Annotated in this window: 23 protein-coding genes; 13 read left to right on the top strand and 10 right to left on the bottom strand. The window is 62.3% G+C overall.

Annotation, left to right across the window (positions count from 1 at the left end; translation table 11 throughout):
- Window positions 1-11 precede the first annotated feature (11 nt).
- The 3 genes from IE166_RS09260 to rpsU form a co-directional block, all read right to left on the bottom strand.
- Window positions 12-488: a DUF992 domain-containing protein gene (locus IE166_RS09260; RefSeq protein WP_189503134.1), complete on the bottom strand. Its 477-nt coding sequence runs from the start codon at window positions 486-488 to the stop codon at window positions 12-14.
- Window positions 489-633: 145 nt separating this feature from the next.
- Window positions 634-1,485, bottom strand: coding sequence for a tetratricopeptide repeat protein (locus tag IE166_RS09255; RefSeq protein ID WP_189503133.1), 852 nt, complete (start codon window positions 1,483-1,485; stop codon window positions 634-636).
- A 181-nt stretch (window positions 1,486-1,666) separates the two neighbouring features.
- Window positions 1,667-1,915: a 30S ribosomal protein S21 gene (gene rpsU / locus IE166_RS09250; protein ID WP_189503132.1), complete on the bottom strand. Its 249-nt coding sequence runs from the start codon at window positions 1,913-1,915 to the stop codon at window positions 1,667-1,669.
- Between the two features lie 321 nt (window positions 1,916-2,236).
- Here rpsU and IE166_RS09245 point away from each other — a divergent pair, with 321 nt between their 5' ends.
- From IE166_RS09245 to IE166_RS09225, 5 genes are read left to right on the top strand one after another with little or no spacing between them, the layout of a single operon-like run.
- On the top strand, window positions 2,237-3,490 hold the full coding sequence (locus IE166_RS09245; protein WP_189503131.1) for a sarcosine oxidase subunit beta: 1,254 nt from the start codon (window positions 2,237-2,239) through the stop codon (window positions 3,488-3,490).
- A 36-nt stretch (window positions 3,491-3,526) separates the two neighbouring features.
- A complete protein-coding gene (locus IE166_RS09240; protein WP_189503130.1) occupies window positions 3,527-3,856 on the top strand; it encodes a hypothetical protein in 330 nt (109 codons plus the stop codon).
- Window positions 3,857-3,859: 3 nt separating this feature from the next.
- Window positions 3,860-4,249 (top strand): sarcosine oxidase subunit delta, encoded by a 390-nt coding sequence (locus tag IE166_RS09235; protein WP_189503129.1) that lies wholly within the window; start codon window positions 3,860-3,862, stop codon window positions 4,247-4,249.
- Window positions 4,249-7,257, top strand: coding sequence for a sarcosine oxidase subunit alpha (locus IE166_RS09230; RefSeq protein ID WP_189503128.1), 3,009 nt, complete (start codon window positions 4,249-4,251; stop codon window positions 7,255-7,257). The genes IE166_RS09235 and IE166_RS09230 overlap by 1 nt, the downstream gene beginning before the upstream one ends.
- Window positions 7,250-7,804, top strand: a complete 555-nt coding sequence (locus tag IE166_RS09225) for a sarcosine oxidase subunit gamma (protein WP_189503127.1) — start codon at window positions 7,250-7,252, stop codon at window positions 7,802-7,804. Before IE166_RS09230 ends, IE166_RS09225 begins: the two co-directional genes overlap by 8 nt.
- Window positions 7,805-7,883: 79 nt before the next feature.
- Here IE166_RS09225 and IE166_RS09220 read toward each other — a convergent pair whose 3' ends face one another.
- The 4 genes from IE166_RS09220 to IE166_RS09205 all read right to left on the bottom strand — a co-directional run bounded on the left by IE166_RS09220 (window position 7,884) and on the right by IE166_RS09205 (window position 13,795).
- Entirely contained in the window at window positions 7,884-8,660 is a 777-nt protein-coding gene (locus IE166_RS09220) for an SDR family NAD(P)-dependent oxidoreductase (RefSeq protein WP_189503126.1), read from the bottom strand.
- A gap of 29 nt (window positions 8,661-8,689) precedes the next feature.
- Window positions 8,690-9,175 carry a MaoC family dehydratase gene (locus IE166_RS09215; protein WP_189503125.1) on the bottom strand — a complete coding sequence of 162 codons (486 nt, stop codon included), beginning with the start codon at window positions 9,173-9,175 and terminating at the stop codon, window positions 8,690-8,692.
- A gap of 127 nt (window positions 9,176-9,302) precedes the next feature.
- Window positions 9,303-12,596, bottom strand: a complete 3,294-nt coding sequence (locus tag IE166_RS09210) for an efflux RND transporter permease subunit (RefSeq protein ID WP_189503325.1) — start codon at window positions 12,594-12,596, stop codon at window positions 9,303-9,305.
- A gap of 14 nt (window positions 12,597-12,610) precedes the next feature.
- Window positions 12,611-13,795 (bottom strand): efflux RND transporter periplasmic adaptor subunit, encoded by a 1,185-nt coding sequence (locus IE166_RS09205; protein ID WP_189503124.1) that lies wholly within the window; start codon window positions 13,793-13,795, stop codon window positions 12,611-12,613.
- Window positions 13,796-14,182: 387 nt separating this feature from the next.
- Here IE166_RS09205 and IE166_RS09200 point away from each other — a divergent pair, with 387 nt between their 5' ends.
- The 6 genes from IE166_RS09200 to IE166_RS09175 all read left to right on the top strand — a co-directional run bounded on the left by IE166_RS09200 (window position 14,183) and on the right by IE166_RS09175 (window position 20,150).
- Window positions 14,183-15,244: an ABC transporter substrate-binding protein gene (locus IE166_RS09200; RefSeq protein WP_244641427.1), complete on the top strand. Its 1,062-nt coding sequence runs from the start codon at window positions 14,183-14,185 to the stop codon at window positions 15,242-15,244.
- Between the two features lie 73 nt (window positions 15,245-15,317).
- Window positions 15,318-16,226: an ABC transporter permease gene (locus IE166_RS09195; RefSeq protein WP_189503122.1), complete on the top strand. Its 909-nt coding sequence runs from the start codon at window positions 15,318-15,320 to the stop codon at window positions 16,224-16,226.
- Window positions 16,223-17,014 (top strand): ABC transporter permease, encoded by a 792-nt coding sequence (locus IE166_RS09190; protein WP_189503121.1) that lies wholly within the window; start codon window positions 16,223-16,225, stop codon window positions 17,012-17,014. Before IE166_RS09195 ends, IE166_RS09190 begins: the two co-directional genes overlap by 4 nt.
- A gap of 5 nt (window positions 17,015-17,019) precedes the next feature.
- Window positions 17,020-18,087 carry an ABC transporter ATP-binding protein gene (locus IE166_RS09185; RefSeq protein WP_189503120.1) on the top strand — a complete coding sequence of 356 codons (1,068 nt, stop codon included), beginning with the start codon at window positions 17,020-17,022 and terminating at the stop codon, window positions 18,085-18,087.
- 146 nt (window positions 18,088-18,233) lie between these two features.
- Window positions 18,234-19,076 (top strand): EamA family transporter, encoded by an 843-nt coding sequence (locus IE166_RS09180; RefSeq protein ID WP_189503119.1) that lies wholly within the window; start codon window positions 18,234-18,236, stop codon window positions 19,074-19,076.
- A 108-nt stretch (window positions 19,077-19,184) separates the two neighbouring features.
- Window positions 19,185-20,150 (top strand): Tim44 domain-containing protein, encoded by a 966-nt coding sequence (locus IE166_RS09175; protein WP_244641376.1) that lies wholly within the window; start codon window positions 19,185-19,187, stop codon window positions 20,148-20,150.
- Between the two features lie 81 nt (window positions 20,151-20,231).
- On the opposite strand, the gene IE166_RS09170 is transcribed toward IE166_RS09175, so the two are convergent.
- Window positions 20,232-21,125, bottom strand: a complete 894-nt coding sequence (locus IE166_RS09170; RefSeq protein ID WP_189503117.1) for a hypothetical protein — start codon at window positions 21,123-21,125, stop codon at window positions 20,232-20,234.
- A 174-nt stretch (window positions 21,126-21,299) separates the two neighbouring features.
- On the opposite strand from IE166_RS09170, the gene IE166_RS09165 reads away from it, so the two are divergent.
- Window positions 21,300-21,875 carry a transglutaminase-like cysteine peptidase gene (locus tag IE166_RS09165; protein WP_189503116.1) on the top strand — a complete coding sequence of 192 codons (576 nt, stop codon included), beginning with the start codon at window positions 21,300-21,302 and terminating at the stop codon, window positions 21,873-21,875.
- 25 nt (window positions 21,876-21,900) lie between these two features.
- Here the strand turns inward: IE166_RS09165 and IE166_RS09160 are convergent, their stop codons facing one another.
- Together IE166_RS09160 and IE166_RS09155 are read right to left on the bottom strand one after the other, a co-directional pair.
- Entirely contained in the window at window positions 21,901-22,383 is a 483-nt protein-coding gene (locus IE166_RS09160; protein ID WP_189503324.1) for a hypothetical protein, read from the bottom strand.
- A 1-nt stretch (window position 22,384) separates the two neighbouring features.
- The gene (locus tag IE166_RS09155) at window positions 22,385-23,158 is read right to left on the bottom strand and encodes a helix-turn-helix transcriptional regulator (RefSeq protein WP_244641375.1); all 774 of its coding nucleotides are present in this window, start codon (window positions 23,156-23,158) and stop codon (window positions 22,385-22,387) included.
- Between the two features lie 691 nt (window positions 23,159-23,849).
- Here IE166_RS09155 and IE166_RS09150 point away from each other — a divergent pair.
- Window positions 23,850-25,544 (top strand): hypothetical protein, encoded by a 1,695-nt coding sequence (locus IE166_RS09150; RefSeq protein ID WP_189503115.1) that lies wholly within the window; start codon window positions 23,850-23,852, stop codon window positions 25,542-25,544.
- Window positions 25,545-25,602 lie beyond the last annotated feature (58 nt).

The following is a 25,602-nucleotide window of genomic DNA, read 5'->3' as shown; positions in this document are numbered from 1 at the left end:
AGGCGAAAGCCTTATTTGTAGGAGTAGGTGAGTTCCAGGCCCGAAACGGCAACAGCGGCATTAAGGCCGGTCTGTGCCTGAACGCTGAGCGGCTGCAGCGTGAAGCTGGTACGCGGTCCGCCGGTCAGCAGGTTTGCGCCTGCGCCCACAACGATGCTCGCTTCAGCATTCGCGCCGTAATAGTTGCCGGCCAACTCGCCGTCACCGACATTGTAGTTCACGCCGAACACTGCCCAATGAAGATTGCCGCCCTGCGTCATGCCGAGATCGACGCCGAGCTTCGAAATCATGCCGCTGTAGCGCTGCACCGAGCCGCCGCGCGCCGGCGTGTATTCGCAATCGACGGATTTGTTCGAGCCGACGATGAAGCTCGTGCCACCCTGAATATCGCAGCTGAGAACGCCGAGCTGAACACGCTCGTTTGCGAAAGCGGCGGGCGCGGCAGAAAGACCGGCGGCAAGGGCGGCGAAGGCAATAACTGATTTCATGATAAGGAACTCCTACAAACGGAAGAAGTCCCAACAATCCCGCACCAGCCAGGTTGTTCCGCCTGGGATGAGCGACGGAAGGTCACAAGGTGTTACAAACCTCAACACCCGTGACCCGAGTCCGTTCGAAGGGCAGGCGCTTGGATCAAGCACCGCCGCTGCGGGTGCGCGAAAGGCCGTTCACTGCCGGCTTGTAGTTCGGATCGAGCTGAGCCGCGCGGGCATAGGATTTGGCGGCGCGAGCCTTGTCGCCGCGCTTTTCGTAGACCAGACCCTGATTGGTCCAGCTTTCCGCCACGCCGTCATTGAGCTTGATGGCGACGTTGAAGTCGGCAAAGGCGTTGTCGTCGTCACCGAGCGCCAGATAGGACAGGCCGCGGCCGTTGTAGCCGTTGGGCTGGTCGGGTGCGAGCGAGATGGTGGTGGCGAAATCCTCGATGGCTTGGCTGTGCTGGCCCGTTGTCTGGTACACGAGGCCGCGTCCGGCATAAGCGCGCGGATCCGTCGTGTTCATCTGGATTGCGCGTTCGTAATCCTGCAACGCCTGCTGGCTGTTGCCGGCCAGGCGATACACGTCGCCGCGACCGATATAGGCGGCGGCATAGTTGCTGTTGATCTGAAGCGACTTGTTGTAGTCGGCAATCGCCTGCGGCTGCTGGCCGAGATAGCGGTTGATCAGCGCGCGGTTGGCATAGGCCTGGTAGAAGTTCGGGTTGAGCGCGAGCGCCTGGTCGAAATCCTTGATGGCGCGGCGATAATCGCCGGCACGGCCGTAAGCGGAGCCACGCACATTGTAGGCTTCGGGATCGCGCGGATTGCGGTCGATCACCGAGGTTAGCGAAGAAATGTTTTCGCTCGAACCCTGCGCGGTCTGGATGCTTGCCACTTCGCCCATCGGGCCGGTCGACTGACAGGCAGCAAGCCCCAGCACCGGCAGAACGGTTGCGGCCAGCATTGCGGAACGCAGCTGGCGGGCGGGCACGGCGGAATAGCGCATCGGAGTTGGTCCCCACAAAACACGCGGCCAGGCGCGCATCCGAATCAAAGAGCGTGCCGTTAGTCTTACGAAAGGACCGCTCGAGGCAAACGAAAATGGCGTCACGGCGATTACGCCCGCGCCATTTAACGCTAAAGCCTCAAAAAAGAGACCAAATCTAGGCGAAAAGCGTATCGCGCACTCAGCGTGCGGCAGGACGTGCCGTAGCAGCCGGCTTCGGCGCCGCAATCAGACCTTCACGCTGCGCCAGCTTGCGAGCCAGTTTGCGAGCCCGGCGGACGGCTTCGGCCTTCTCACGGACGCGCTTTTCCGAAGGCTTTTCGAAGTGGTCGCGCATCTTCATCTCGCGAAAGACGCCTTCGCGCTGCAGCTTCTTCTTGAGCGCGCGCAGCGCCTGATCAACATTGTTGTCGCGAACGAGGACCTGCACGGGCTTCCACCGGTTCAAAGGGTTTCAATGAAAAGCAGCCCGCTTGCGGCAACGGGCCATGCCATCGCAGCAGAACCTGCCCGCGATGTGTCTGTCAGTACCAGCAGAACGGCCTTTTGTCCATCTGCTTTCCGTTACGTCGCTTTTGCTTCATGCTCGGTTTCGCATGCGTGTCAGGAAGACGCAAAGCGGCTAAACCCGTCGCATTCAGAGCACAGATGGAAGCGGCTTTTCATTAGTGCTAGGGAAGCGGCGGCGGCGACACAAAGCTCTGCAAGAACTGGTCGTTGACGCTCCATCAGGTTTGTTCGAGGCTTGGCCATGCGGAAATATTCGGTCTTTGCGATCGCGCGCGAGGCAATGCGTGGCCATAAAGGCTGGGACCAGCAATGGACCTCGCCGGAACCTCGCAAGGACTATGATGTCATCATCATCGGCGCGGGCGGCCACGGATTGGCGACGGCCTACTACCTCGCCAAGGAGCATGGCATCACCAATATCGCCGTGCTTGAAAAGGGCTGGCTTGGCGGCGGCAATACCGGCCGCAACACCACGATCATACGTTCCAACTACCTCTATGACGAAAGCGCCGGTCTTTACGACCACGCGCTGAAGCTCTGGGACGGGCTCAGCCAGGACCTCAACTACAACGTCATGTACAGCCCGCGCGGCGTCATGATGCTGGCGCACAATGTGCACGATGTGCAGGTGTTCAAGCGCCACATCCATGCCAATCGGCTGAACGGCATCGACAATGAATGGCTGACCCCGGAAGAAGCCAAGGAATTCTGCCCGCCGCTCAACCTGTCGAAGCAGGCCCGCTATCCGATCGTCGGCGCCGCCTTGCAGCGCCGTGGCGGTACGGCGCGTCACGATGCTGTGGCTTGGGGTTATGCGCGTGCGGCGTCGGCGCGGGGTGTCGACATCATCCAGAATTGTGAAGTGACGGCGGTGCGCCGCTCGTCCAACGGCCACGTCATTGGCGTTGATACGTCGAAGGGCTTTATCGGCGCCAAGAAGATCGGCGTGGTTGCGGCCGGTCATACGTCGGTGCTGATGGAAATGGCCGGCGTGCGCATGCCACTGGAAAGCTATCCTTTGCAGGCGCTGGTATCCGAGCCGGTGAAGCCTTGCTTCCCCTGCGTGGTCATGTCCAACACCGTGCACGCCTATATTTCGCAGTCCGACAAGGGCGAGCTGGTGATCGGCGCGGGCACCGACCAGTATATTTCCTATTCGCAGACCGGCGGCTTGCACATCATCAACCACACGCTGGATGCGATCTGCGAGATGTTCCCGATGTTTACGCGCATGAAGATGCTGCGCTCATGGGGCGGCATCGTGGATGTGACGCCGGATCGCTCGCCGATCCTGGCCAAGACGCCGGTGCCGGGCCTTTACGTCAATTGCGGCTGGGGCACGGGCGGCTTCAAGGCAACGCCTGGTTCAGGTCATGTCTTTGCGCATACGATCGCCAACGACAATCCGCATCCGATCAACGCGCCGTTCACGCTGGAACGCTTCCGCACCGGCCGGTTGATCGACGAGGCTGCGGCTGCGGCTGTTGCGCATTAGTTCGACATGACGAGGCGTACCAATAGGCGCTTTTTCATGGCAGGCGCGCTTTCGATAGTTCTCACCATCCTCACGGCGCAGCTTCAACAAGCGACGGGATGGGAGTTCGGCTGGAGCTTAGTCGGCTTCTTCGGCTTTTCCGCCTTTGTCTTCATTGTGTATCTGGGCATCGGACCTTGGGCCGCCACCTTTGGGTTGAAATATCCAATGCATAATACCCAAGGCTATCGCGAGGACCTTTCTGCCGAGCCGGAAAAGGAGCGAGGCGGATATGGATCTCAAGGCTGGCGGCGAAAGCGCGAACGTCAATCCATGCGCTTCATCAAAGCGCTTGGCCTCTACATCGAACCGGACATGAAGAGCTGAGTTATGCTGTTGATCCACTGTCCTTATTGCCAGGAAGAGCGGCCGGAGATTGAATTCCGCAATGGCGGCGAGGCGCATATCGCACGCTCTACCAACATCGCGGGTGAAAGCGACGAGGCCTTCGAGAGCTTCTTCTTTATCCGCACCAACCCGAAGGGGCTGGTGTATGAGCGCTGGCGGCACATTCATGGCTGCGGCCGCTTCTTCAATGCCGTGCGCGATTCCGTCACCGACAAGTTCCTGCGGGTTTACAAGGCCGGCGAGCCGCAACCGGAGCCAGCGGAAGTCATGAAGACCCTGCCGGAACACAGCGCTTGGGAAAACATCCCGCCGGCGGATCAGAACGTGGCAACGCCGGCGCGCGACCGCGTATCCACCGATGGAGAAGCGTGATGGCGACGACCACCACCAAGAAGGCCGTTACAGCCACGCATCGCATTCCGAACAAGGGCCGCCTCGGCACGGCGGCCACGCTCGCCTTCACCTTTGACGGCCAGACCTATGCCGGCGTTCAGGGCGATACGCTGGCTTCCGCGCTGCTCGCCAACGGCGTGCATCTCGTTGGCCGCTCGTTCAAATATCACCGGCCGCGCGGCTTTCTTTCGGCCGGTCCGGAAGAGCCGAACGCGCTGGTCGGAATCCATCGCGACGCCGCCCGCAAGACGCCGAATGTGCGCGCCACCGTGCAGGAGCTTTACGACGGGCTGACCGCCGTATCGCAGAACCGCTGGCCGTCGCTCGCTTATGACGTGGGTGCCGTCAACAATATCGGTTCGCCGATGTTCTCGGCCGGCTTCTACTACAAGACCTTCATGTGGCCGAAGGGCGCCTGGGCCAAGGTTTACGAGCCGCGCATTCGTGAAGCAGCCGGTCTCGGCGTTGCGCCGGATTTGGCCGATCCCGACACTTACGCGCAGCGCTTTGCGCATTGCGATGTGCTGATCGTCGGCGCTGGTCCGTCCGGTCTGGCGGCAGCGATTGCCGCAGCCGACTCGGGTCAGCGGGTCATCCTGTGCGACGAGCAGCCGGATATCGGCGGCGCTTTGCGCTATGAAACTGGCGCGTCCATCGAAGGGCAGGATGGTTGGACCTGGGCGCAGGCTGCGGGGGCGTCGCTCCTTTCGCACGACAATGTCCGCGTGCTCACCCGCACCACCGCCTTCGGCTATTACGCGCAGAACATGGTCGGGCTGGTGGAGCGCGTCACCGAACATCTCGCGCATCCCGACCTCACCACGCCTCGCGAACGGCTGTGGCAGGTTCGCGCCAAGAAGGTGATCCTCGCGACCGGCGCCATCGAGCGGCACATGGTGTTTGCCGACAATGATCGTCCGGGCATCATGCTGGCTTCGGCCGCGCGCAGCTATCTCAACCATTACGGGGTGGCCGTCGGGCGCAATGTCGGCGTCTTCACCGCCAACGATTCCGCATATCCTGCCGCGATCGATTTGAAGAGAGCCGGCGTCAACATCGCGGCAATCGTCGACATCAGAGACAACCCGTCCAGCGCGCTGGTGGAAGAAGCCCGCGCACTTGGCATCGAGATCAATCAGGGTCGCACGGTTGTCGGTACGGACGGCCGGTTGCGCGTCTCGTCCATGACGGTGCAGGCGAAATCCGGGGGACCAGAGCGCAAGGTCGCAATCGACGCGCTGCTGATGTCGTCGGGCTGGACGCCCTCCGTTCACCTGTTCTCGCAGTCGCGCGGCAAGGTCGCCTTTGACGAGCCGACGCAGCGCTTCCTGCCGGGCACCTACGCTCAGGACTGCATTTCGGTTGGCGCCTGCAATGGCGCCGACAGCCTTCAAGCCACCGTTGATGAAGGCTTCGCCGCCGGCGAAAAGGCAGTGCGCTCCACTTCGGCTTCCAAGCCGAAGGTCGACAAGGGCGAGACCTGGGGTGGCGGCATGTTGGGTGCTGCTCCCGGGTCCGGCCCGGACCAGATCGTCAAGGCGTTCGTTGATTTCCAGAACGATGTCACGGCCAAGGACATCCGCCAGGCCGTGCGCGAAGGCATGCGCTCGATCGAGCATGTGAAGCGCTTCACCACCAACGGCATGGCAACCGATCAGGGCAAGACGTCTAACCTACATGGCCTGGCGATCGCGGCCGAAGTGCTGGACAAGCCGATCCCTGCTGTCGGCCTCACCACATTCCGCGCGCCTTATACGCCGGTGACCTTTGGCGCGATCGTCAACCATGCCAAGGGCGACCTGTTCGATCCCACACGCCGCACGCCGATGCATGGCTGGGAAGAACAGCAGGGCGCGGTGTTCGAGGATGTAGGGCAGTGGAAGCGCGCCTGGTGTTATCCGCGCAAGGGCGAGGACATGCATGCAGCGGTGAACCGCGAATGCAAAACCGTCCGTACATCAGCCGGCCTGTTCGACGCCTCCACCCTCGGCAAGATCGAGGTGGTCGGCCCGGACGCCGCCAAGTTCATGGAGCTGCTTTACACCAACCCGTGGGCGAAGCTCGAAGACGGCCGCTGCCGCTATGGCATCATGCTGCGCGAAGACGGCTTCATCTATGATGATGGCGTCGTCGGCCGCCTGTCCGCCGATCGCTTCCATGTAACCACCACGACCGGCGGTGCGCCGCGCGTGATGCACCACATGGAAGACTATCTACAGACCGAATTCCCTGATCTCGATGTCTGGCTGACCTCGATCACCGAGCAATGGGCGGTGATCGCCGTTCAGGGTCCGAAGAGCCGCGACATCCTTCGATCACTGGTCGACAATATCGACATTTCAGACGCCGCCATGCCGCATATGTCGGTGCGCGAAGGCACGATCTGCGGCGGGGTTCCGACCCGGCTGTTCCGGATGTCGTTCACCGGCGAGCGCGGCTTCGAAGTGAACGTGCCGGCCGATTACGGACGCGCCGTTTGGGAAGCCATCTGGGAAGAAGGCAAGAAGTACGACGCCTGCGCCTACGGCACCGAAGCCATGCATGTGCTGCGCGCCGAAAAGGGCTACATCATCGTCGGCCAGGATACGGACGGCACGGTCACACCTGGTGATGCCGGGCTGGACTGGGCGATCGGCAAGAAGAAGACCGACTTTGTCGGCATTCGCGGTCTGACCCGTCCCGATCTCGTAGCGCCAGGCCGTCGCCAACTGGTCGGCCTCAAGACTAAGGATCCGAAGACCGTGCTGGAAGAAGGCGCCCAGGTCGTGGTCGATCCGAAGCAGCCGGTGCCGACGAAGATGATCGGCTTCGTGACCTCCAGCTACTGGTCGGAAAACTGCAACAGTTCAATTGCCATGGGTCTGGTGGAAGGCGGCTTCAGCCGGATCGGCGAGACGTTGTACGTGCCGATGCCCGACAGCGTGATCGAGGTCGAAGTGTGTAAGCCATTGTTCTTCGATGAAAAAGGGGAGCGGCTCCATGGTTGAGGCAGTAGCGATCACGGCTAAGCGGCGCGGTGCGCTCGATCATCGCAGCGAGGCGATCAACGGCGTCTCCCTCCAACCCGCCAAGCCTGCGCGACGCGTTTCACTGCGGGTGCGGTCCGATGGTTTGGCTCCGCTTTCGCTGGCTTTGGGTCTGGATTTACCGTCGAAACCAAAGACTTCCGTCACTGCCAACAGCCGCTCGGCCTTGTGGCTGGGCCCGGACGAGTGGCTGGTGATTGATGACGGCGAGGGTGATCCGATTGCCGATCTGGCCGGGGTTTCTGTCCTGCATTCCGCGGTGGACGTCTCGCACCGCAATGCCGCTATCATTGTGTCGGGCGAGAAAGCTGCTGACGTGATCAATGCAGGCTGCCCGCAGGATCTGGGCTTGCAGGCGTTTCCGGTCGGCGCCTGCTCGCGCACGGTGCTCGGCAAGATCGAGATCGTGCTGTTGCGGACCGCGCCTGACACATTCCGGGTGGAATGCTGGCGGTCGTTTGCGGACTACGCGTTCAGCTATCTTTCCGACGCCGCGAGGGGCGTTTAGCGGGAATTTTCCGGACAAATTCCGGCAAAAACCGGCAAGTGGCGGCACAAAACCGGCGTTCTCAGCCGGTTTTTTCGGCTCAAATGGCGGTTATCCCGCCATCTGCCGCAATGGCCTGACCGGTCATGAAGCTGTTTTTCGGGTCGGCGGCGAACAGGAAGACCTCGACGATCTCGTCCACTTCCGCCAGCCGTTTCATTGGCACGCCCCGCGTCAGATCGGCTATTGCCGCGTCGGTTCCAGCAGTCGACATGCCGAGCATGTCCATCGCCATCTTGGTCCGTGCAAAAGCCGGACAGACCGCATTCACGCGCACACCCTTGCTGGCATATTCGGCGGCCGCCGACCGGGTCAGGCCGACGACGCCGTGTTTGGCGGCGGAATAAACGGACAGGCGAGGGGCGCCGGCGACACCGGCGACGGAAGCGACGTTGACGATCGCGCCACCTTTGCCGGTGCGGCGGAACTGCCGTTCCATCTGCGGGATCTGGTAGGACATGGCGAAAAAAACGCCGAGCAGGTCGATTTCCAGGATGCGGCGGGCTTCGTCGGAAGGAACGTTGGGCAGCTTGACGTAGCTTTGTGCGATGCCGGCATTGTTCAGCGCGACATCAAGGCGGCCGAACTTCTCGACGGCCAGCTTTACCAAATCCTTGGAGAGGCTTTCCTGGCTGATGTCGCCGGAAAGCAGGGCCGTTTCGCAGTCGAGGGTCGCGGCAAAGGCTTGAAGGGCTTCCGGGTTGACGTCGGACAGGATGAGTTTTGCGCCTTCTCCAGCAAAGCGCTCGGCAGCGCGACGGCCGAAGCCGCCGGTCGCGCCGGTGATCAGCACGGACAGGCCGTCGAAGCGTTTCATGGATGAGCGAGCGTCTTGTTCGGAGGCGCTCACGCGCGGTCTTTCGTGCGGTCGGGCATCATCAGGGTCAGCCAGTAAGCGGTCAGCGCCGGCTTGATGCTGCCTTCGAGCTCGATCGTTACCGCGTAGTTGATTTCGACGATGCCGGATGGCCGCTCGCGCAGCTTGTCGAGGATGAAGCGGGCGCGGATGCGTTGGCCGGTTTTGACCGGCGACATGAAGCGCACCTTGTCGAAGCCGAAATTGACGCCGGCAACCATGCCTTCCAGCGCCGGCACGGCCTCATAGGTCATAGCCGACAGAAGCGACAGGGTGAGGAAGCCATGCGCGATGGTGCCGCCATAAGGCCCTTCGGCGGCGGCGCGCGTGGGATCGGTGTGGATGAACTGGTGATCGTCAGTCGCATCGGCGAACTGGTCGATCATGGTCTGCGAAACCTCGCGCCATTCCGCCAAGCCGACTTCCTTGCCGACAAGAGCCTGCGCATTTGCCAGGGAGATTCGTTTGCTCGCCACGGCGGCATGCTCCTAAACCATTGATGACAGGTCCATGCTGCACGCGGCAGATGCGGTCAAGAGGCACGCGGTCAAGAGGCAGGGGGTGCCGCATGAACCGCGCATAACAGCGATGCGCGGTTGATCCTCACTCGGCAGGGGCGGGATGAGCATCCGGTGCCGGACGGGTCTGTGCCGGACGTGGATTGTTGGCGGCTTCCAGCTCACGTTCAAGCCTGGCTTCTTCCTCGACCTTCGGCGTTACGAAGCGGCCGAGCAGAAGATAGGAAACCGGCGTGATGTAAAGCGTGGCGATCGTAGACAGACCAAGGCCACCGACGATGACCCAGCCAAGTGCGATGCGCGCTTCGGCACCCGCGCCCGACGCCATCACCAGCGGCACGCCGCCGACAATGGTGCAGAGCATGGTCATCATCACCGGGCGCAAGCGGATGTTCGACGCTTCCTCGATCGCTTCGCGCAGGGGCAAACCGCGATCACGCAATTGGTTGGCGAATTCCACGATCAGGATGCCGTTCTTGGCCATGATGCCGACAAGCAGAACAAGGCCGATCTGGCTGTAAACGTTGAGGCTGGTGCCGGTCAGCACCATCGCGAACACAGCGCAGGCGAGGCCAAGCGGCACGGTCATCATGATGATGATGGCGCTGACGAAGCTTTCGAACTGGGCCGCCAGCACAAGAAGCACGATCACGAGCGCGAAGCCGAAGATGGTCAGCATGCCGCTGGATGTTTCGCCGAGCGTTGCGGCTTCGGCCAGCGGCACGATGCGACTGCCGGCCGGCATGTGCTTGCCGGCGATTTCCTGCACCTGGGTATAAGCATCGCCGAGCGCCAGTTCCGGCGCCAGCGAGGAGGTGATGGCGACCGAGCGCAGCTGCTGTTCGCGGGCCAGCGACGGCGGCACCGCACGCTCTTCCAGCGTGGCGATGGTGGACATCGGCACGAAACGGCCGTCCGACGCTTTCAGGAAGATGTTTTCCAGATCGGTCGGATCGTTCACGGGGTTGGCTGACGACACCAGCTTCACGTCGAAGGCGCGGTCCTCGATGAAGACCGAACCGATCTCACGTCCGTCCAGCATGGCCTGCATGGCGGCGGCGAGGCCATTGATCTCGATGCCCAGATCGGATGCGCGGTCTCGGTTGATGGATACGAAGAGCTGTGGTTGCGTGGCTTCGGTGGACAAACGTGGCTGCTGGAAGCCGGGCGTGTTTTCAAGGTCGCGCACGGTGGATTCGGCGGCTGCGGTCAGGTCGGCATAGTTGTTGCCGACGATGGCAAATTGCAGGCCGCTGCCGGCGCCGCGAATGCCCAGGCTGTTTGGCTGGAAGGCGAAGGCGCGCACGCCGTAAACATCGCGGATGCGGCTTTGGATATCATCCAGGATCTGCTGCTGCGTGCGCTCGCGGTCGCTCCAGGAAGCAAGCGACATGACCATGAAGCCGCTGTTGTAGTTCCCGCCCTGGCCGGCAATCGAATAGATCGAACGGACTTCGCCATTGTCGCGCAGGGGCTGGAGGCGCTCTTCGATCGCGCGCATCTGCTGGCCCATATAGTCCAGGCTGACGCCCTGCGGCGCCTGCACCCGGATAAAGGCCTGCGAGCGGTCTTCGGTCGGCGTCAGCTCTGAGCGAATGGTGCCGAACATGGCGCCCGCCGCGCCGGCAGCGAGCAGCGCCACGATGATGGCGATCAGCGGGGCGTTCAAGGCGGCATGGAGCGTGCGGCGGTAGAAGGCGGACAAGCCACCGCCGATGCGGCCGAGCAGGCCGGTATGTTCATGCTCGGTATAGCCGCCCAGCATGCGCGAGGCGAGCATGGGACAGAGCGACAAAGCGACCACTGCCGACAGGATTACCGACAGCGCCAGCACAAAGCCGAACTCGCGGAACAGACCACCCGTCTGGCCGGGCAGGAAGGACAACGGCACGAAGACGGCAACCAGCGTGGCCGTGGTGGCAATGACGGCGAAGAACACTTCCTGCGTGCCGAGCACGGCGGCAGCACGCGGCCCGAGGCCCATGTTGCGGCGGCGCACGATGTTTTCCAGCACCACAATGGCGTCATCGACCACAAGACCGGTGGCGAGAACCAGCGCCAGCAGCGTCAGGATGTTGAGCGAGAAGCCGGCGAGATAAATGCCGGCCACCGTGCCGATCAGCGCCACGGGCAGGGCGACGGCCGGGATGATGGTGGCGCGAATGTCGAGCAAAAAGGCGAAGATGATGATCAGCACCACGGTGGCCGAAATGCCGAGCGCGATCTCGACCTCATGGATGGCGCCTTCAACGAAGGTTGCGTCATCGCTGGTGATGAAGATGTCCATGCCTTCGGGCAGGGTCTCTTTCAGCTGATCGACCGCGGCGTGAACGCCTTCGCTGATGTCGAGCGTGTTGGATTGGGCCTGGCGGATAATACCGAGGCCAACACCGGTCTGGCCGTTGGCGCGCAGCTGCGTCTGGCCAATGTCAGGGCCGAGCGTGACGGTGGCAACATCGCCGAGGCGGGTGCGGCCGTTGAGGAGCACGGCTTCGAAGGCTTCGGGCGTGGTCAGGGATGCGGTAGCGCGCACGATCAGGTTCTGGTCGTTGCTGGACAAAGCGCCGGCCGGCGCATCGAAGGCCATCGAGCTGAGCGCGCTCGACACATCGGCAACCGTCATGCCGAGCGATGCAAGCTTGGCCTGGTCGATGTCGATGCGGAAGATCTTTTCGCGGTCGCCGTTGATCTGCACGTCGGCCACACCTGGAACGGCGGCCAGCGTATCGGATATCTCGTCTTCCACCAGCACCGTCATGTCTTCGATGGACATGGTTTGCGAGGTGACGGCGAGACGGATCACGGCTTCGGCGTTGGCATCGGCCTTCACCACCGTTGGCGGGTCCTGCAGATCGTCCGGCAGCTGGTTGACCACACGGCTGACGGCATCGCGCATGTCGGAGGCCGCGATATCGAGATCGACGCCGTCGTTGAACTCCACCGTCACCCGGCTGCGGCCAAAGGACGAAGAAGAGGAAATCGACTTCACGCCGGACACGCGGGCGATGCCGCCTTCCACGATCGCGGTGATTTCGCGATCGATGGTTTCGGCGGCGGCACCTGTATAATTGGTGTTGACGGTAATGACGGGGCGATCGACATCGGGAAGCTCGCGCACATCGATGCCGAAAAAGGCGGCGAGGCCGGCCACCACGATCAGCACGTTCAGCACGAAAGCGAGAACCGGCCGGCGCACGAAGATCGCGGTTGAACCGGTTTCCTGCTTTGCCTGAGGCGCTGCGTCTTCGGTTACGGCTTCGTCGGCGGCAGCATTCGCTGCTTCGTTCGCCGGTTCGGATGCTTCTGTGGACGGCACCACCGCCGGTGCTTCAACGGGCGCGTTGGTGTTCGGCTCGTGCTTGGGTTCGTTCTCGCTCATGTCGGGCTTGTCCGTCACGAGCCGCTTCCCGGTGTCTGTGTGGTTGCCACCGGTTCGGGCCGATTGCCGCCCGCGATCTGGACGGACGCGCCGTCGCGCAAGGCTTGCAGGCCTTCGGTGATGATGGGGCGACCATCGGCAATGTCGGCCTCCACCAGAACCGCATCGGTGTTGCGCTGGATGATGCGCACCGGCGTGCGCTCCGCCTTGTTGTCGCGGATCTGCCAGACATAAGCGCCGTCCGTGCTCCACTGGATGGCCAGCGGATTGACGGCCGGGAACGTGTCTCCGGGGAAGGTCATGGCGACTTCAAAGGACATGCCGGCGCGCAGGAGATCATCGGGATTCGCGAGCTTGGCCTGGACGCGCATGGTGCGGCTGGCCGTATCCAGACGGCTGTCGAGGGCACTGACCACGCCGTCGAAGATGCGGTCTGGCCGGGCAACCAGGCTGGCCTTGACGGGCGCGCCGACCTTGACCGCGCCCGCAAACCGCTCAGGCACCCAGAAGTCGACCAGGATTTCGGAGCGGTCGTCCAGCGTGACGATTTCGGTCTGTGAGGTGACGTAATCGCCGATTTCCACCGGCACGATGCCGACCATACCGCCGATCGGGGCGGTAATGGAGCGGCGCTCGAGGTTGAGCTCGGCCTGCTGTTGCTCGAGCCGCGCATTATCGACGGCGAGCTTGGCTTCGGTTTGGGCAACGGCGGTGATGGTGTTGGAATTGCGTAGCGCGTTGGAACGATCGAGCGCTGCCTGCGCGTTTTCCAGCGCGATCTTGGCGCGATCAACGGCAATGCGCTCGGCGTCGGCATCGAGGCGGGCGATAACGTCACCGGCCTTGATCTGGTCGCCGGACGCGACCGGGATCTCGACGATGCGGCCGGACACGAAGGGCAGCACGCTGACGGAGCGGATGGCGTTGCCGGTGCCGATCGCGGTCAGGCGATCATTGATTGTGGCGCGGGTGGCCGGCGGTGCGACCACTGTGGTGGTGCGGTTCTGGCGCTGGCCGCCATTCTGGCCGCCGCCGCCTTCCGCTGCTTCCTTCTGCTGCGGCTCGACGGCCGCCCAGGCCGGCACATCAAGGCCGATTTTCGCCAGCGTATCAGCCGAGCCCGGTACGAAGCGGACCCAAAGAGCGGCGCCGATCACAGCCACGAGAAGGCCGAGGATCAGTTGTTTCCAGACCGCCATTGAAGTCTCCGGCTCAAGTAACGCGTAGAAGCATATCGATGCGTGAGGCCGAACAGACCTTTCGTTTCGATCATTGTGCAACACACAATGCCATGCCTGACGCTGTCGTTGTGTTAAATATCGGCAATGTTGTGCCCGAAGCTCTGACGGCTTCGTGATCGCCGGGTTTGTCCTTGGCCGACGGGTTACCACCGGAACAGGGTTTGCCGGGCAGAAACTCGCTCAAAGCTTTTTTGTTCAGGTCTTTGCGCGGGTGCTTGCGTCGGCCTTCATCCTCCTGTCATGTGCAGGGCATACGGCGCTTTCGAACGCCGGGAAGGCGGAACAACAACGGAGATGATCGTGACGGGTTTGGTGGGGAAAGTACTTTCGTGGACGGCCGTTGCCATGATGGCGACAACGGCGATTTCGTCCGCTCAAAATATGGACGAACTGGTTGCAGCGGCCAAGAAGGAAGGCCAACTCACCACGATCGCGCTGCCGCATGACTGGTGCGGTTATGGCGAAGTCATCGCCGCCTTCAAGACAAAGTATCCCGAGATCACGGTCAACGAACTGAACCCGGATGCCGGTTCGGGCGACGAGATCGAGGCCATCAAGGCCAACAAGGACAACAAGGGCCCGCAGGCGCCTGACGTGATCGACGTCGGCTTGTCCTTCGGCCCGGCTGCCAAGGCCGAAAACCTCCTGATGCCCTACAAGGTCTCGACCTGGGACTCGATCCCGGACGACGCCAAGGATCCGGAAGGCCATTGGTACGGCGATTATTACGGTGTTCTGTCGTTCATGGTGAACACGGATATCGTCAAGGACGTGCCACAGGATTGGGCCGACCTCCTGAAGCCGGATTATGCGAACGCGGTAGCGCTCGCCGGTGATCCGCGCGCGTCGAACCAAGCGATCCAGGCCGTTTACGCCGCCGGTCTCGCAACGGGCGGCACGGATGCGGCTTCGGCCAGCGAAAAGGGCCTCGACTTCTTCAAGAAGCTCAACACGTCCGGCAATTTCGTGCCGGTGATCGGCAAGCCAGCGACGCTGGCGCAGGGGCAGACGCCGATCCTGATCAACTGGGACTACAACGGTCTGACCGGCCGCGACACGCTCAACGGCAATCCGCCGGTTGAAGTGGTGGTGCCGAAGTCGGCCGTTGTTGCCGGCGTTTACGTTCAGGGCATCAGCGCTTACGCGCCGCATCCGAACGCCGCCAAGCTGTGGATGGAGCATCTTTATTCGGACGAAGGTCAGCTCGGATGGCTGAAGGGCTATTGCCACCCGATCCGCTTCAACGATCTGGTCGCCAAGGGCAAGGTGCCGCAGGAGATGCTCGCCAAGCTTCCGCCGGCTGCTTCCTATGAAGCCGCGAAGTTCCCGACGCTTGACGACCAGAACGCCGCCAAGGAAGCGATCACCAAGGCCTGGGATCAGGTCGTGGGCGCCAACGTTCAGTAAGGCGTCTTGATTGAACGGCCGGGTGGCCTTCTGGCTGCCCGGCTTTTCCTTATTCCCACGGATACCTTCCTGCATGGCGACGATCAGCCTGTCAGAACCGGACGCGGCACATGCCGCCCCGCCCCATGCGCGTGCCGTTCGGCTGCCGACACAATGGCTGGGCGTCGCGCCGTTCTTTTTGTTCGCGATCTTTTTCCTGATTGCGCCGACCGCTTACCTGATCCTCGGCGCGTTCCAGACGCCGGAGGGCACGTTTACGCTCGGCAATCTGGCTGAGCTTTGGCAGCCGACCATTCGCGCCGCCTACTGGATTTCCATCAAGGTCAGTTTCGCTTCCGCCGTGATCGGCGCGCTGGTTGGTCTGGCGATTGCCGTTGCGATCGTGCGGGGTGGGTTGCCGCGCTGGGTGCGCGGTGCGACGATGACCTTTTCCGGCGTCGCTTCGAACTTCGCCGGCGTGCCGCTGGCCTTCGCCTTTCTTGCCACGCTCGGGCGGCTCGGCCTCGTGACGATCCTGCTGCGCGACATCTTCGGCTTCAATCTCTATGCGACCGGCTTCAACATCCTGTCCTTTTCGGGCCTGACGCTGACCTACCTTTATTTCCAGATCCCGCTGATGGTGGTGATCATCACGCCGGCGATCGACGGCTTGAAGAAGGAATGGGGCGAGGCGGCCGCAACGCTGGGCGCGACGCAGTGGCAGTATTGGCGCATGGTGGTGATCCCGGTTCTGTGGCCGAGCTTCCTCGGCACGGTCATCCTGCTTTTCGCCAATGCTTTCGGCGCCATTGCGACGGCTTACGCGCTGACGGGTTCGTCGCTGAACATCGTACCGATCCTGCTTTATGCGCAGATCCGCGGTGATGTGCTGCACAATGCGCATCTCGGCTATGCCATCGCCTTCGGCATGATCTTCATCACGGGCATGGCCAATGTCTTCTACATCTGGTTCCGCACACGCTCGGAACGGTGGCTGAAATGAAATCTGGCAAGTTCTGGGCCTGGCTCACCTTCGGATTGGGTGCGGCCTATTTCATCATCCCGCTGCTGGCGACGCTGGAATTCGCCATGCGGATGCGGCGCGGCACCTATTCCTTCGATGCCTTTGCCGTCGTCTTCGGCGATCCGCGCTTTCAGCAGACATTCGGCTATTCGGTGATGGCCGCGATTTTCACAATTCTGCTCGGCGTGCTGATCGTGGTGCCGACCGCCTATTGGATCCGGCTGCGCATGCCGCATATCAGGCCAATCGTCGAATTCGTGACGCTGTTGCCGCTGGTCATCCCGGCGATCGTGATCGTGTTCGGCTATATCCGCATGTATGGCTCGAACTCGCCACTGCCGTTCCTGGCATCGGCGCGCGGCACGGATGCGCTGCTGGTGATAGGCTATGCGATCCTGGCGCTGCCTTACATGTATCGCGCGGTGGATACAGGCCTGCGCACCATCGATGTCCGCACGCTGACCGAAGCCGCGCAGATCCTGGGTGCCGGCTGGGCGACGATCATCACACGGTTGATCCTGCCTAATGTGCTGATCGCGGTTCTGTCGGGCGCCTTCCTGACCTTTGCCATCGTGATCGGCGAGTTCACCATGGCGAGCCTGCTCAACCGACCGGCTTTCGGCCCGTATCTTCAGAACATCGGCGCCAACCGCGCTTATGAGCCGGCAGCGCTTGCCGTCATCACCTTTGCCGTGACCTGGGGCTGCATGTCGGTGATCCAGATGCTCGCCCGCTTTGCTCCCAAATCCGCCAACCGCCCGGACTGAAAGACATGACCGAGACTTATCTTTCGATCCAGGGCGTCCAGAAGAGCTTCGGCTCCACCACTGTCGTGCGCGACTTCAACCTCGATGTCGGGCGCGGCGAGTTCATTTCGTTCCTGGGACCATCCGGCTGCGGCAAGACGACGATGCTGCGCATGGTCGCCGGCTTCGAGGAACCGAGCGCGGGCAAGATCTTCGTCGGTGGCAAGGATGTCACCAACCTCAAGCCGAACCAGCGCAAGGTCGGCATGGTGTTCCAGGCCTATGCGCTGTTTCCGAACCTGACCGTGGCACAGAACATCGCCTTCGGCCTCCGTGTCGCCGGTACGCCGAAGGCTGAAAGCGCGCAGCGCGTCCAAGAGATGCTGAAGCTGATCAGCCTGCCGCATCTAGGTGACCGCTATCCCTACCAGCTCTCGGGCGGCCAGCAGCAGCGTGTAGCCCTGGCGCGCGCGCTTGCGCCGAAGCCGCGCCTGCTTCTGCTCGACGAGCCCCTGTCCGCGCTGGATGCCAAGGTGCGCGTGTCCTTGCGCGAGGAAATACGGTCGATCCAGAAAGAACTCGGCATCACCACGATCTTCGTGACGCATGACCAGGAAGAAGCGCTGTCGATTTCCGACCGCATCGTCGTCATGAACAATGGCCGCGCCGACCAGGCCGGCACGCCGTTCGAGATCTACAACCGTCCGGCCACCCGCTTTGTCGCCAACTTCGTGGGCACGCTCAACGTGCTGGAAGCGCGCATTCTTGATGCCGAAGCCGGCTCGGTGGATGTCGCGGGTCAGACCCTGGCACTCCATCGCGATCTCGCGCCCAAGCGCAACGGGGACACGATCTCGTTGGCGCTTCGTCCCGAAGCAGTATCGCTCGGCCGCACAGGCGAGCGCACCGGTGCTCTGGACGCGACGATCGCCGACGTGCATTTTCTAGGTTCGGTGATCCGGGTGCGCACGAAAGTCGGCGACAGCACGGTGTCACTCGACACGTTCAACGATCCGACCATGCCGCCACCGGTATCCGGTGCACCGGCCGAACTTGCCTTCGCGCCGCGCGACCTGATGGTGCTCGCGGACTGACGGATTTCGGCTGGCCGAAGGATTGGCCGGCTCTGTGCTTTGCGGATGCTAGGCGCATTCGCTATGCATGCGGGGAAACGAGCCCGCCGCATGCCGCCACTCCGCCACTCTCAAAGTCGCCGTCGCGATTTTCCAGGAGATCACGCATGAGCCCGATCGTGTTTACGGCCGTGCTCATTGCTGCCGCCATGCATGCGGTGTGGAACGCGATGGTGAAGGTCCATCTCGACCGTTTCGTATCCATCACCCTGATGAGCGCGGGCATGGGCACGATGGCGCTGATCGCTTCGCCCTTTGTGGCTTTCCCCGCATGGGGCGTTTGGCCCTTCATTTTCGCTTCGGCAGCGTTTCAGCAGGGCTATAAGCTGTGCCTGATCAAGGCCTACGCGGCTGGCGATCTGGCCCAGGTTTATCCGCTCGCCCGCGGCAGCGCGCCGCTTCTGACGACGATCGGCGCGTTTGCGCTGATCAACGAGCATCCCGGCAGCTGGGCGGTGCTCGGCATCGCGCTTCTATGTGCCGGCACGATCCTGATGTCGTTGCGCGGCGGCGGGTTGGAGAAGCTTAACCGCGAAGCCATCGCCTATGCCTTTTCCACCTCCTTTTTCATCGCCTGTTATACGCTGGCCGACGGCAATGGCGTGCGGCTGGCAAGTTCCGCTTTCTCCTATGCGGTGTGGCTGTTCATTACTGACGGCACGATTTCGCTGGTTCTGGCGCTGGTTCTTCGCGGACCCGGCATTTTGCCGGTGATGGCACGGTCGTGGAAGATCGGCGTCGGCGTTGGCGGCCTGTCGGCGGCATCCTACGGCATCGCGATGTGGGCGATGACGCTGGCGCCGATCGGCGCGGTCGCCGCCTTGCGCGAAAGCTCGATCCTGTTTGCGATGATCATCTCCGTGGCCTTTCTGCGCGAAGGCTTGGGCCTTTGGCGCTTTGTTGCCGGAGTTTTGATCGTCGGCGGGGTCGTGGCGCTGCGTTTGGCATGATCGCGCACTAAAACTTTCAATCACAATCGCTTATATGCGGCACAGCTATCATCAAGGAGGATGCTGCCTGTGCTTGGTTCGCGTGGAAAACGCCTGACTGCTCTATTCATGGGGCTGTTTCTTGCCCTGTCCATGGTCGCGGTTGACCACGCTGAAGCCCGACGCGGCGGCAGCTTCGGCAGCCGTGGCGGACGCACGTTCCAGTCCGCGCCTGCAACGAATACCGCGCCGCGCCAGACAGCCCCGGTCGAGCGTTCGATGACGCCGAGTACCGCGCAGCCCGGCGCCGCGACGCGTCAGGCGCAAACAGCCGGGCAGCAGCGCGGCGGCTTGTTCGGTGGTTTGGGCGGCGGCTTGATGCGCGGCCTTTTGATCGGCGGTTTGTTCGGCATGCTGATGGGCCACGGCTTCGGCGGCATGGCCGGAATGTTCGGCATGCTCCTGCAGATCCTGCTGATCGGCGGCCTGATCATGCTTGCCATGCGCTTTTTCCGCTCGCGGTCTCAGCCGAGCCCTGCTTATGCGGGGCCAGGCCGTGCTGCAGCTGGTGCCGCACCCAATCCAAACTGGCAGGCGCGCCGTGATGCGGAGGCTCAGCCGCAAAACAACCGCTCCTTCCCGATCCCGTCGATCGGAGGTGGTGCCGGCAAGCCGGCCGCAGTGGAAAGCCGCGACATCGAGCTTGCGCAGACCGATCTCGACACGTTCGAGCAACGTCTTGCGGAGGTGCAGGCAGCGTTTTCCCGCGAAGATCACGCCGCACTGCGCCGGCTCGTGACGCCGGAAATGGTGTCCTACCTGTCGGAGGAACTGGCTGAGAACGCGCAAAACGGCGTGCGCAACGAGGTGACGGATGTGACCCTTCTGCAGGCTGACATCGCCGAGAGCTGGAGCGAAGGCACGCAGGACTATGCAACGGCCGCGCTGCGCTACGAATCGCGTGACCGACTGCTGGACCGCAACAGCGGCCGCCTGTTGGATGGCGACGAGGAGCTTAGCGAGATCACTGAGCTATGGACATTCGTGCGCGCTCGCGGCGGCGATTGGAAGCTGTCGGCGATCCAGGAAGCCTAATCGTTCCAACGACGTTTTTGCTGACGATAAAAAAGGGAGGCCGGTTGGCCTCCCTTTTCCTTTGAGGGTTGGTGAGGGCTCTTAGCCGCCGGCTCCGCCGTTGCCGCCGCCACCACCGCCGCCGCCGGAACCGCCCGAGCCGCCGGACCCACCGTTTCCGCCGCCGCCACCAGCACCGCCGGAGCCGCCGCCGTTTCCGCCGTTGTTGCCGCCACCGCTGGAGCCGCCGCCGTTTCCGCCGTTGCCGCCACCGCTGGAGCCGCCGCCGTTTCCGCCGTTGCCGCCACCGCTGGAGCCGCCGCCGTTTCCGCCGTTGCCGCCACCCCCGGAGCCTCCACCGTTGCCGCCGTTCCCACCGCCGCCATCGGAGCCGCCGCCATTCCCGCCGCCGCCGCCATTGCCTCCGCCGTTTCCGCCGTTGCCTCCGCCGCCGCCATTGCCCCCGCCGTTGCCGCCGTTCCCACCGCCGCCGCCGTTGCCACCGTTGCCGCCATTATCGCCACCGGGACCGCCAGAGCCTCCAGGTCCGTCCGACCCGCCGGGCCCATCGGATCCTCCAGGCCCGTCAGATCCGCCTGGACCATCCGAGCCGCCGGGACCGTTGGAGCCGCCGGGGCCATTCGAGTTGCCGGGTCCGCCGGAATTCCCAGATCCGCCGTTGTTGCCATTGTTGCCGTTATTGCCACGGCCCCCGCCATTATCATCGCTGCGTTGGGAATCCCGCAGGGCTTGCGACACGAGCGACGTCGTCAGTGGCGGGCATTGCGCCAACTGTCCGCGCGACAGGATGGTGCTTCGATTAAGCGCGGCGCAGCACAGCGCGAGATTGTTGCGCGTCAGCGTGCGGCATTGATTGGCCGTCACGTTCTGCCGTGCCGATTGCGAGATCGCCGTGGAGCTTGAAAAGACGAGAGAAGCCGTTGAGATCAGCAGGGCAGCACCAAGGCTGCCCGCGTTTTTTGCGAACGAGTACATGCTCTTCCTCCTAAGGAAAGATGCGCCCGTCCCCTCTTTGGCGTATGATGGATGTCACCGTCATTGGTAACAATCTGTAAACGCTAGTGTAATCCTGATCTGTCCGCAAGCGGGATTCTTTATATTTGCCTCACCGGCGCATTTTAGCCTATGCGATTGACGCCGGAGATAGTCATGATTCGCTGCGTGATCGTTCTTGCCGTGCTCCTGGGTTGTGCCGCTTGTTCGGAAACCACGAGTAGTATTGGTGCACCCTCGACAATGAAGCCGCTCGGCTTCGCCTTTGCACCTCCTGGCTTCTACCCCTTCTGTGACGAGCAGCCGCGCTTGTGTTCAACCAATGGCGCGTCCGATGCCATGACCATGACGCCCGCGCGCATGGCCGAGTTGAAGGCCGTCAACACATCCGTCAATCGCGGCTTCAAGCAGCGCGATGACAAACCGGGTCTCAGCGGCGACCAATGGGGCATGCCGACCGCGGATGCCGGCGGTGACTGCGAGGATCTCGCGATCATGAAGAAGGCCGAGCTTCTGAAACGCGGATGGCCCGCTTCGACTTTGCTTCTCACGGTCGGCACTCTGAATGGTGCCGGTCATGCTGTGCTGACCGTTCGCACGTCGAAGGGCGATCTGGTGCTCGACAACATGACGGATGCCATCAAGCCGTGGTCGCGCACGCCCTACAAATATTTCGCGCGCCAGAAGCCCAATGCCGGCGGCGGTTCCGAATGGACACGCATCGACAGCTAGCCGTTTTACCGGCGGACAGAACGCTTCAATGCGGAAAGTTCTTGGCTTCCACCAGCGTCCAGATGTCCTTGTTGATGCCCTGGATCGCCGCGATCGAGGCTGAAATGCGCATCATTTCGGGATCGTCCAGCGCCTCGACCTTGCCGTAGCGCACGGCATCCTTGCTTTCCACCACGCGCATCAATTGCGTGCTGGCCCGCGTGCCGGTCTGGTCGAACGAATAAATGCAATGCGTGTATTTGTTGCGCAGCCGCGCCTGACGGCTCAACCGGCTCGTCAATTCGAGCACGGCCTTGCGGTCTTCCGACTTGGTTTTCGACATCTTCGCGAGACGTTCCACGAGCTCGATGCGGGCTTTCGTGGTGTTCAGGGTCAGGAAGATGATGATCGCGGTTTCCTTGTCGGTTTTTGCAAGGCCGGCGATCAGGTAGATCAGGAGGCTTTCCGTGTTGGTCCACGTGTAGTTCAGGTGGCCGACGAGCTGGAGAACATCCTTGAACAGCACGATGTCACCGTCCGGGCAGGAGGGTGAGGGCAGAGGCTCCGTCGGCTTCTCCTCCACGGCTGCGGTGGAAGATGGCCGCGGCCTGTGTGCGGTTTGATGTGCCGAGCTTGGTAATGATGTTGTGCAGGTGGATCTTCACCGTGTGTTCAGACAGCTGCAGGCTGGCCGCGATCACCTTGTTCTGCAAACCCCGCGCGACCAGTTCCAGGATCTGCAATTCGCGCTCGGTCAGGCCGCTCAACTCGCGCGGATCGAAATGCCCAGGCGGAGCGGGAGCCTTGGCGGGCTGCTGCGCGACGATCTTTTCGGAAGCGAGCGGACGGAACATGGCGGTCGGGATATATTCGCCGCCGATCAGCAGCAGCCGGATCACCGAGAGCCAGATATCGAGCTTCAGGTGCATCGGCAACACGCCGCAAACAACGTTGGATCGCAAGATTTCGTCGATCGGCACGGAGCGACGGGCGTCGGTCTGGACCATTGCGATCAGCGCGCTCGGATGCGCGTTCATCAGCTCCGGGACCCAGTTTTCAAGCTGTTCGAACAAAGCAAGGTCGACGAAGATCAGTGAAACGTTCCCCTTGGATCCCTCGCATGCTGCAGGCAGATCCGGCACCTGAACGGCTCCCACATCGACAAATTCCGTTTCGATGGCCTGGATCAGACAGTCCGACAGGACTGGCTTTGCCGTGACAAACAGGAAGGTGTCGCGCTTCCGGACAGGCCGGCCGAACCCGTCTCGCTCGGCTTTAGCGTAGGATTGCATTACTTCAGACATAGGCACTCCCCCAATACGCGATACTGCGTTCCCCTACTCCTTAGGCAATTCCTTCTGCGGACGTTCCAACAATGTTTAATAATCGTTTAACTTTGATAGTCTGGAATAAATGTATCTCTCTTCTTGTAACCTGGATATAGCCGGAACGATTTAGTTTTTGTGGCTCGGCAGGACTCGTTGTGCTAGGCGCCCAAAACACCAGCGATTTCCATAAGTTGATGCTAAATTGCTTGTTCAAATCTGCAGTGTTTCGGGTTGCGCGCACCTGCAATAATGGTCAGTGAACCTGTCGTAAGCTTGAGAGACCATGTGTCGCCGGCTTATTTTTGAATATTATGCCGCGCTAACAAAGTAGCCTTGCGTCTTACTGTCGATCTAGCTCCAATTGAGGTATTTTTACTTCAATAAAGGGCTGGCAGTGTAATCTCGTTCCGGTTTGGAGAGTGCCGGACCCATCCAAAGAACCTCAGGTTGCGGCTTGTCCCAATGGGCGAGCGCTCGCTGACACGCGCTCTCCTTTGAGGAGGATCTCATCAAGCAACGCATGCCGGGTCTGCGGTCGTTCGTCCCCTCGATCGAGTGTGTCCGGAGATTGAAGCAGCAGCGAAAATGAACACGCCGCTTAACCCCGCAAAGCGCCCTATGAGATGAATGGCGTTCCGGGTCCGCGGCCTCTTTCAGGATTTTGAAGATGAGCGGTAATAACAGGCACGGTAATCACTACGATCCTTCCAATCAGGATCAGAGCCAGTACGAGTTACAGGGCCAGGCTCAAGGCCAGGGCCAGGGCCAGGGCCAGTATAGCGAGTCCTATAACGGCAATGAAAACGGCAACGGAAATGGCAATCTCAACGGCAATGGCAATCTGAATGCCAATGGAAGCCTGAACCTGAATGGGAACGGCAACCTGAACACCAACGAAAACCATACGACGACGACCACCGACACTCACGTGAACGTCGGCGTTGGCGTGGGCCTGAACATGGAAGGCTGGGAGCCGTCGGACAACGACACGATCGACCTCGACCTTAAAGACGATGCCTCGATCGGTTCGGTGTTCAACACGACTTTCGACAACGCTTTGAACGGCATGACGGGTGCGGACTCGGTTGGAACGCTCATCAACCAGGTCGCCAATATCAGCGACAACGACTACGTCGAGGACTTCTCGACCAGCAACACCGGAACGTTCAACCAAAATGGTAACGCGGATGCCGGCGATGCCCATGCAGGCGACGGGATCAGCGGCGGTGGTGCTGGAGGCGATGGCGGCAGCTTCGCCAAGTCGTTGGGCGGCTCGGGCGCGAACGGTGGAACCGCTTTTGGCGGCATTGCGCTCGGCGGCATTGGCACGGGCGGTACGGCTGGAAGCACGTCGAATGCGGGTGCTGGCGGTGGAGCAGGTTCCACTGGTGGCGGCGGCGTTAGCGGCGGTGCTTCATCCGGCTATGCCAATGGCGGCGGCGCATCTGGCGGCTTCGGCGGCGCCGGCGGCGCAGCCCTCGGCTTCAGCCTCGGCCTCGGTCTAGGCTCCGGACATGCCGGTGCCATGGGCGGAGACAGCACCGCCGAAGGCTCGTCCGGCAACGGCGCACGCGGTGGCGATACCGGCGAAGCCGGCAATGGCGGAAACGGTGCTGCTGGTGGCTCCGGTGGCGATATCGGCGATCTTTCCAGCCACATGCCGACCTCCGCAAGCGGTGGCGATTACTGGCCGGGCACTGCCTATAGCCACAACAATGACGGCAGCGTCAGCAACACGGGCGGCACAGGTGGCGGCGGTGGCGGTGGCGGCGGCGGCGGTGGTGGTGCCTCGGGCGCCGGCGGCGCCGGTGGTGGCAGCGGCGATGTCGGCGGTTCGGGCGCTGGGGGCGCTGGCTCTGCCAGTGGCTATGGCACGGGTTCCGGCTCGAGTTCAGCTGGCGCAGCCGGCGGTGCCGGTGGTGCAGGCGGCGAAGCCTATGGCGGTGGAGCCACGAGCGGCTGGGCTGCTTCGGGCGATGCCTTCGGCGGCGGCGCGCAGGCCTGGGGCGGTGCAGGCGGCGATGCTTTGAGCGGCGCTTGGGCTGACGGCGTCGGTGGTTCAGCTCTTGCTGGCGATGCTTTCTCTGGTGCAGGCGGTGCAGGCGGCTTCGGCGGCTATGCCACCAATGGCGATGGCGGCTTCGGCGGCGCTGGCGGCACCTGGGGTTCGAGCAATGGCGACGACGGCTATGTCACCGGCACGAGCTCGGCTTCGGCTGACGCGGTTATCGACACCAACGCGTTCAATGCAACGCTGTCGATGGGTGCCAACCTGCAGCAGAACGCCGTCGATATGACGGTTGTCGGCGGCAGCCTCTCCAGCATGACCGCTGGCGAGGATGGCGACCACCACAACACCTGAAGGCCAACACAGCACAAGAACCGGGTCGCGCAGCTCCTGCGCGACCCAACTCCTTTCA

It is taken from the genome of Tianweitania populi (genome assembly GCF_014652875.1).
GTDB classification, from domain to species: Bacteria; Pseudomonadota; Alphaproteobacteria; order Rhizobiales; family Rhizobiaceae; genus Tianweitania; species Tianweitania populi.
This window is presented reverse-complemented; position numbering and strand designations above follow the sequence as displayed.

What these genes read in the sequence shown, in the direction of transcription:
- IE166_RS09225 (WP_189503127.1), top strand. Translation starts at nt 7,250, where the DNA reads ATGGTTGAGGCAGTAGCGATCACGGCTAAGCGGCGCGGTGCGCTCGAT.
- IE166_RS09255 (WP_189503133.1), bottom strand. Translation starts at nt 1,485, where the DNA reads ATGCGCTATTCCGCCGTGCCCGCCCGCCAGCTGCGTTCCGCAATGCTG.
- IE166_RS09175 (WP_244641376.1), top strand. Translation starts at nt 19,185, where the DNA reads ATGGGGCTGTTTCTTGCCCTGTCCATGGTCGCGGTTGACCACGCTGAA.
- IE166_RS09190 (WP_189503121.1), top strand. Translation starts at nt 16,223, where the DNA reads ATGAAATCTGGCAAGTTCTGGGCCTGGCTCACCTTCGGATTGGGTGCG.
- IE166_RS09205 (WP_189503124.1), bottom strand. Translation starts at nt 13,795, where the DNA reads ATGGCGGTCTGGAAACAACTGATCCTCGGCCTTCTCGTGGCTGTGATC.
- IE166_RS09150 (WP_189503115.1), top strand. Translation starts at nt 23,850, where the DNA reads ATGAGCGGTAATAACAGGCACGGTAATCACTACGATCCTTCCAATCAG.
- IE166_RS09185 (WP_189503120.1), top strand. Translation starts at nt 17,020, where the DNA reads ATGACCGAGACTTATCTTTCGATCCAGGGCGTCCAGAAGAGCTTCGGC.
- IE166_RS09235 (WP_189503129.1), top strand. Translation starts at nt 3,860, where the DNA reads ATGCTGTTGATCCACTGTCCTTATTGCCAGGAAGAGCGGCCGGAGATT.
- IE166_RS09200 (WP_244641427.1), top strand. Translation starts at nt 14,183, where the DNA reads ATGATGGCGACAACGGCGATTTCGTCCGCTCAAAATATGGACGAACTG.
- IE166_RS09210 (WP_189503325.1), bottom strand. Translation starts at nt 12,596, where the DNA reads ATGAGCGAGAACGAACCCAAGCACGAGCCGAACACCAACGCGCCCGTT.
- IE166_RS09260 (WP_189503134.1), bottom strand. Translation starts at nt 488, where the DNA reads ATGAAATCAGTTATTGCCTTCGCCGCCCTTGCCGCCGGTCTTTCTGCC.
- IE166_RS09155 (WP_244641375.1), bottom strand. Translation starts at nt 23,158, where the DNA reads ATGTCTGAAGTAATGCAATCCTACGCTAAAGCCGAGCGAGACGGGTTC.
- IE166_RS09170 (WP_189503117.1), bottom strand. Translation starts at nt 21,125, where the DNA reads ATGTACTCGTTCGCAAAAAACGCGGGCAGCCTTGGTGCTGCCCTGCTG.
- IE166_RS09195 (WP_189503122.1), top strand. Translation starts at nt 15,318, where the DNA reads ATGGCGACGATCAGCCTGTCAGAACCGGACGCGGCACATGCCGCCCCG.
- IE166_RS09180 (WP_189503119.1), top strand. Translation starts at nt 18,234, where the DNA reads ATGAGCCCGATCGTGTTTACGGCCGTGCTCATTGCTGCCGCCATGCAT.
- IE166_RS09230 (WP_189503128.1), top strand. Translation starts at nt 4,249, where the DNA reads ATGGCGACGACCACCACCAAGAAGGCCGTTACAGCCACGCATCGCATT.
- IE166_RS09240 (WP_189503130.1), top strand. Translation starts at nt 3,527, where the DNA reads ATGGCAGGCGCGCTTTCGATAGTTCTCACCATCCTCACGGCGCAGCTT.
- IE166_RS09220 (WP_189503126.1), bottom strand. Translation starts at nt 8,660, where the DNA reads ATGAAACGCTTCGACGGCCTGTCCGTGCTGATCACCGGCGCGACCGGC.
- IE166_RS09165 (WP_189503116.1), top strand. Translation starts at nt 21,300, where the DNA reads ATGATTCGCTGCGTGATCGTTCTTGCCGTGCTCCTGGGTTGTGCCGCT.
- IE166_RS09245 (WP_189503131.1), top strand. Translation starts at nt 2,237, where the DNA reads ATGCGGAAATATTCGGTCTTTGCGATCGCGCGCGAGGCAATGCGTGGC.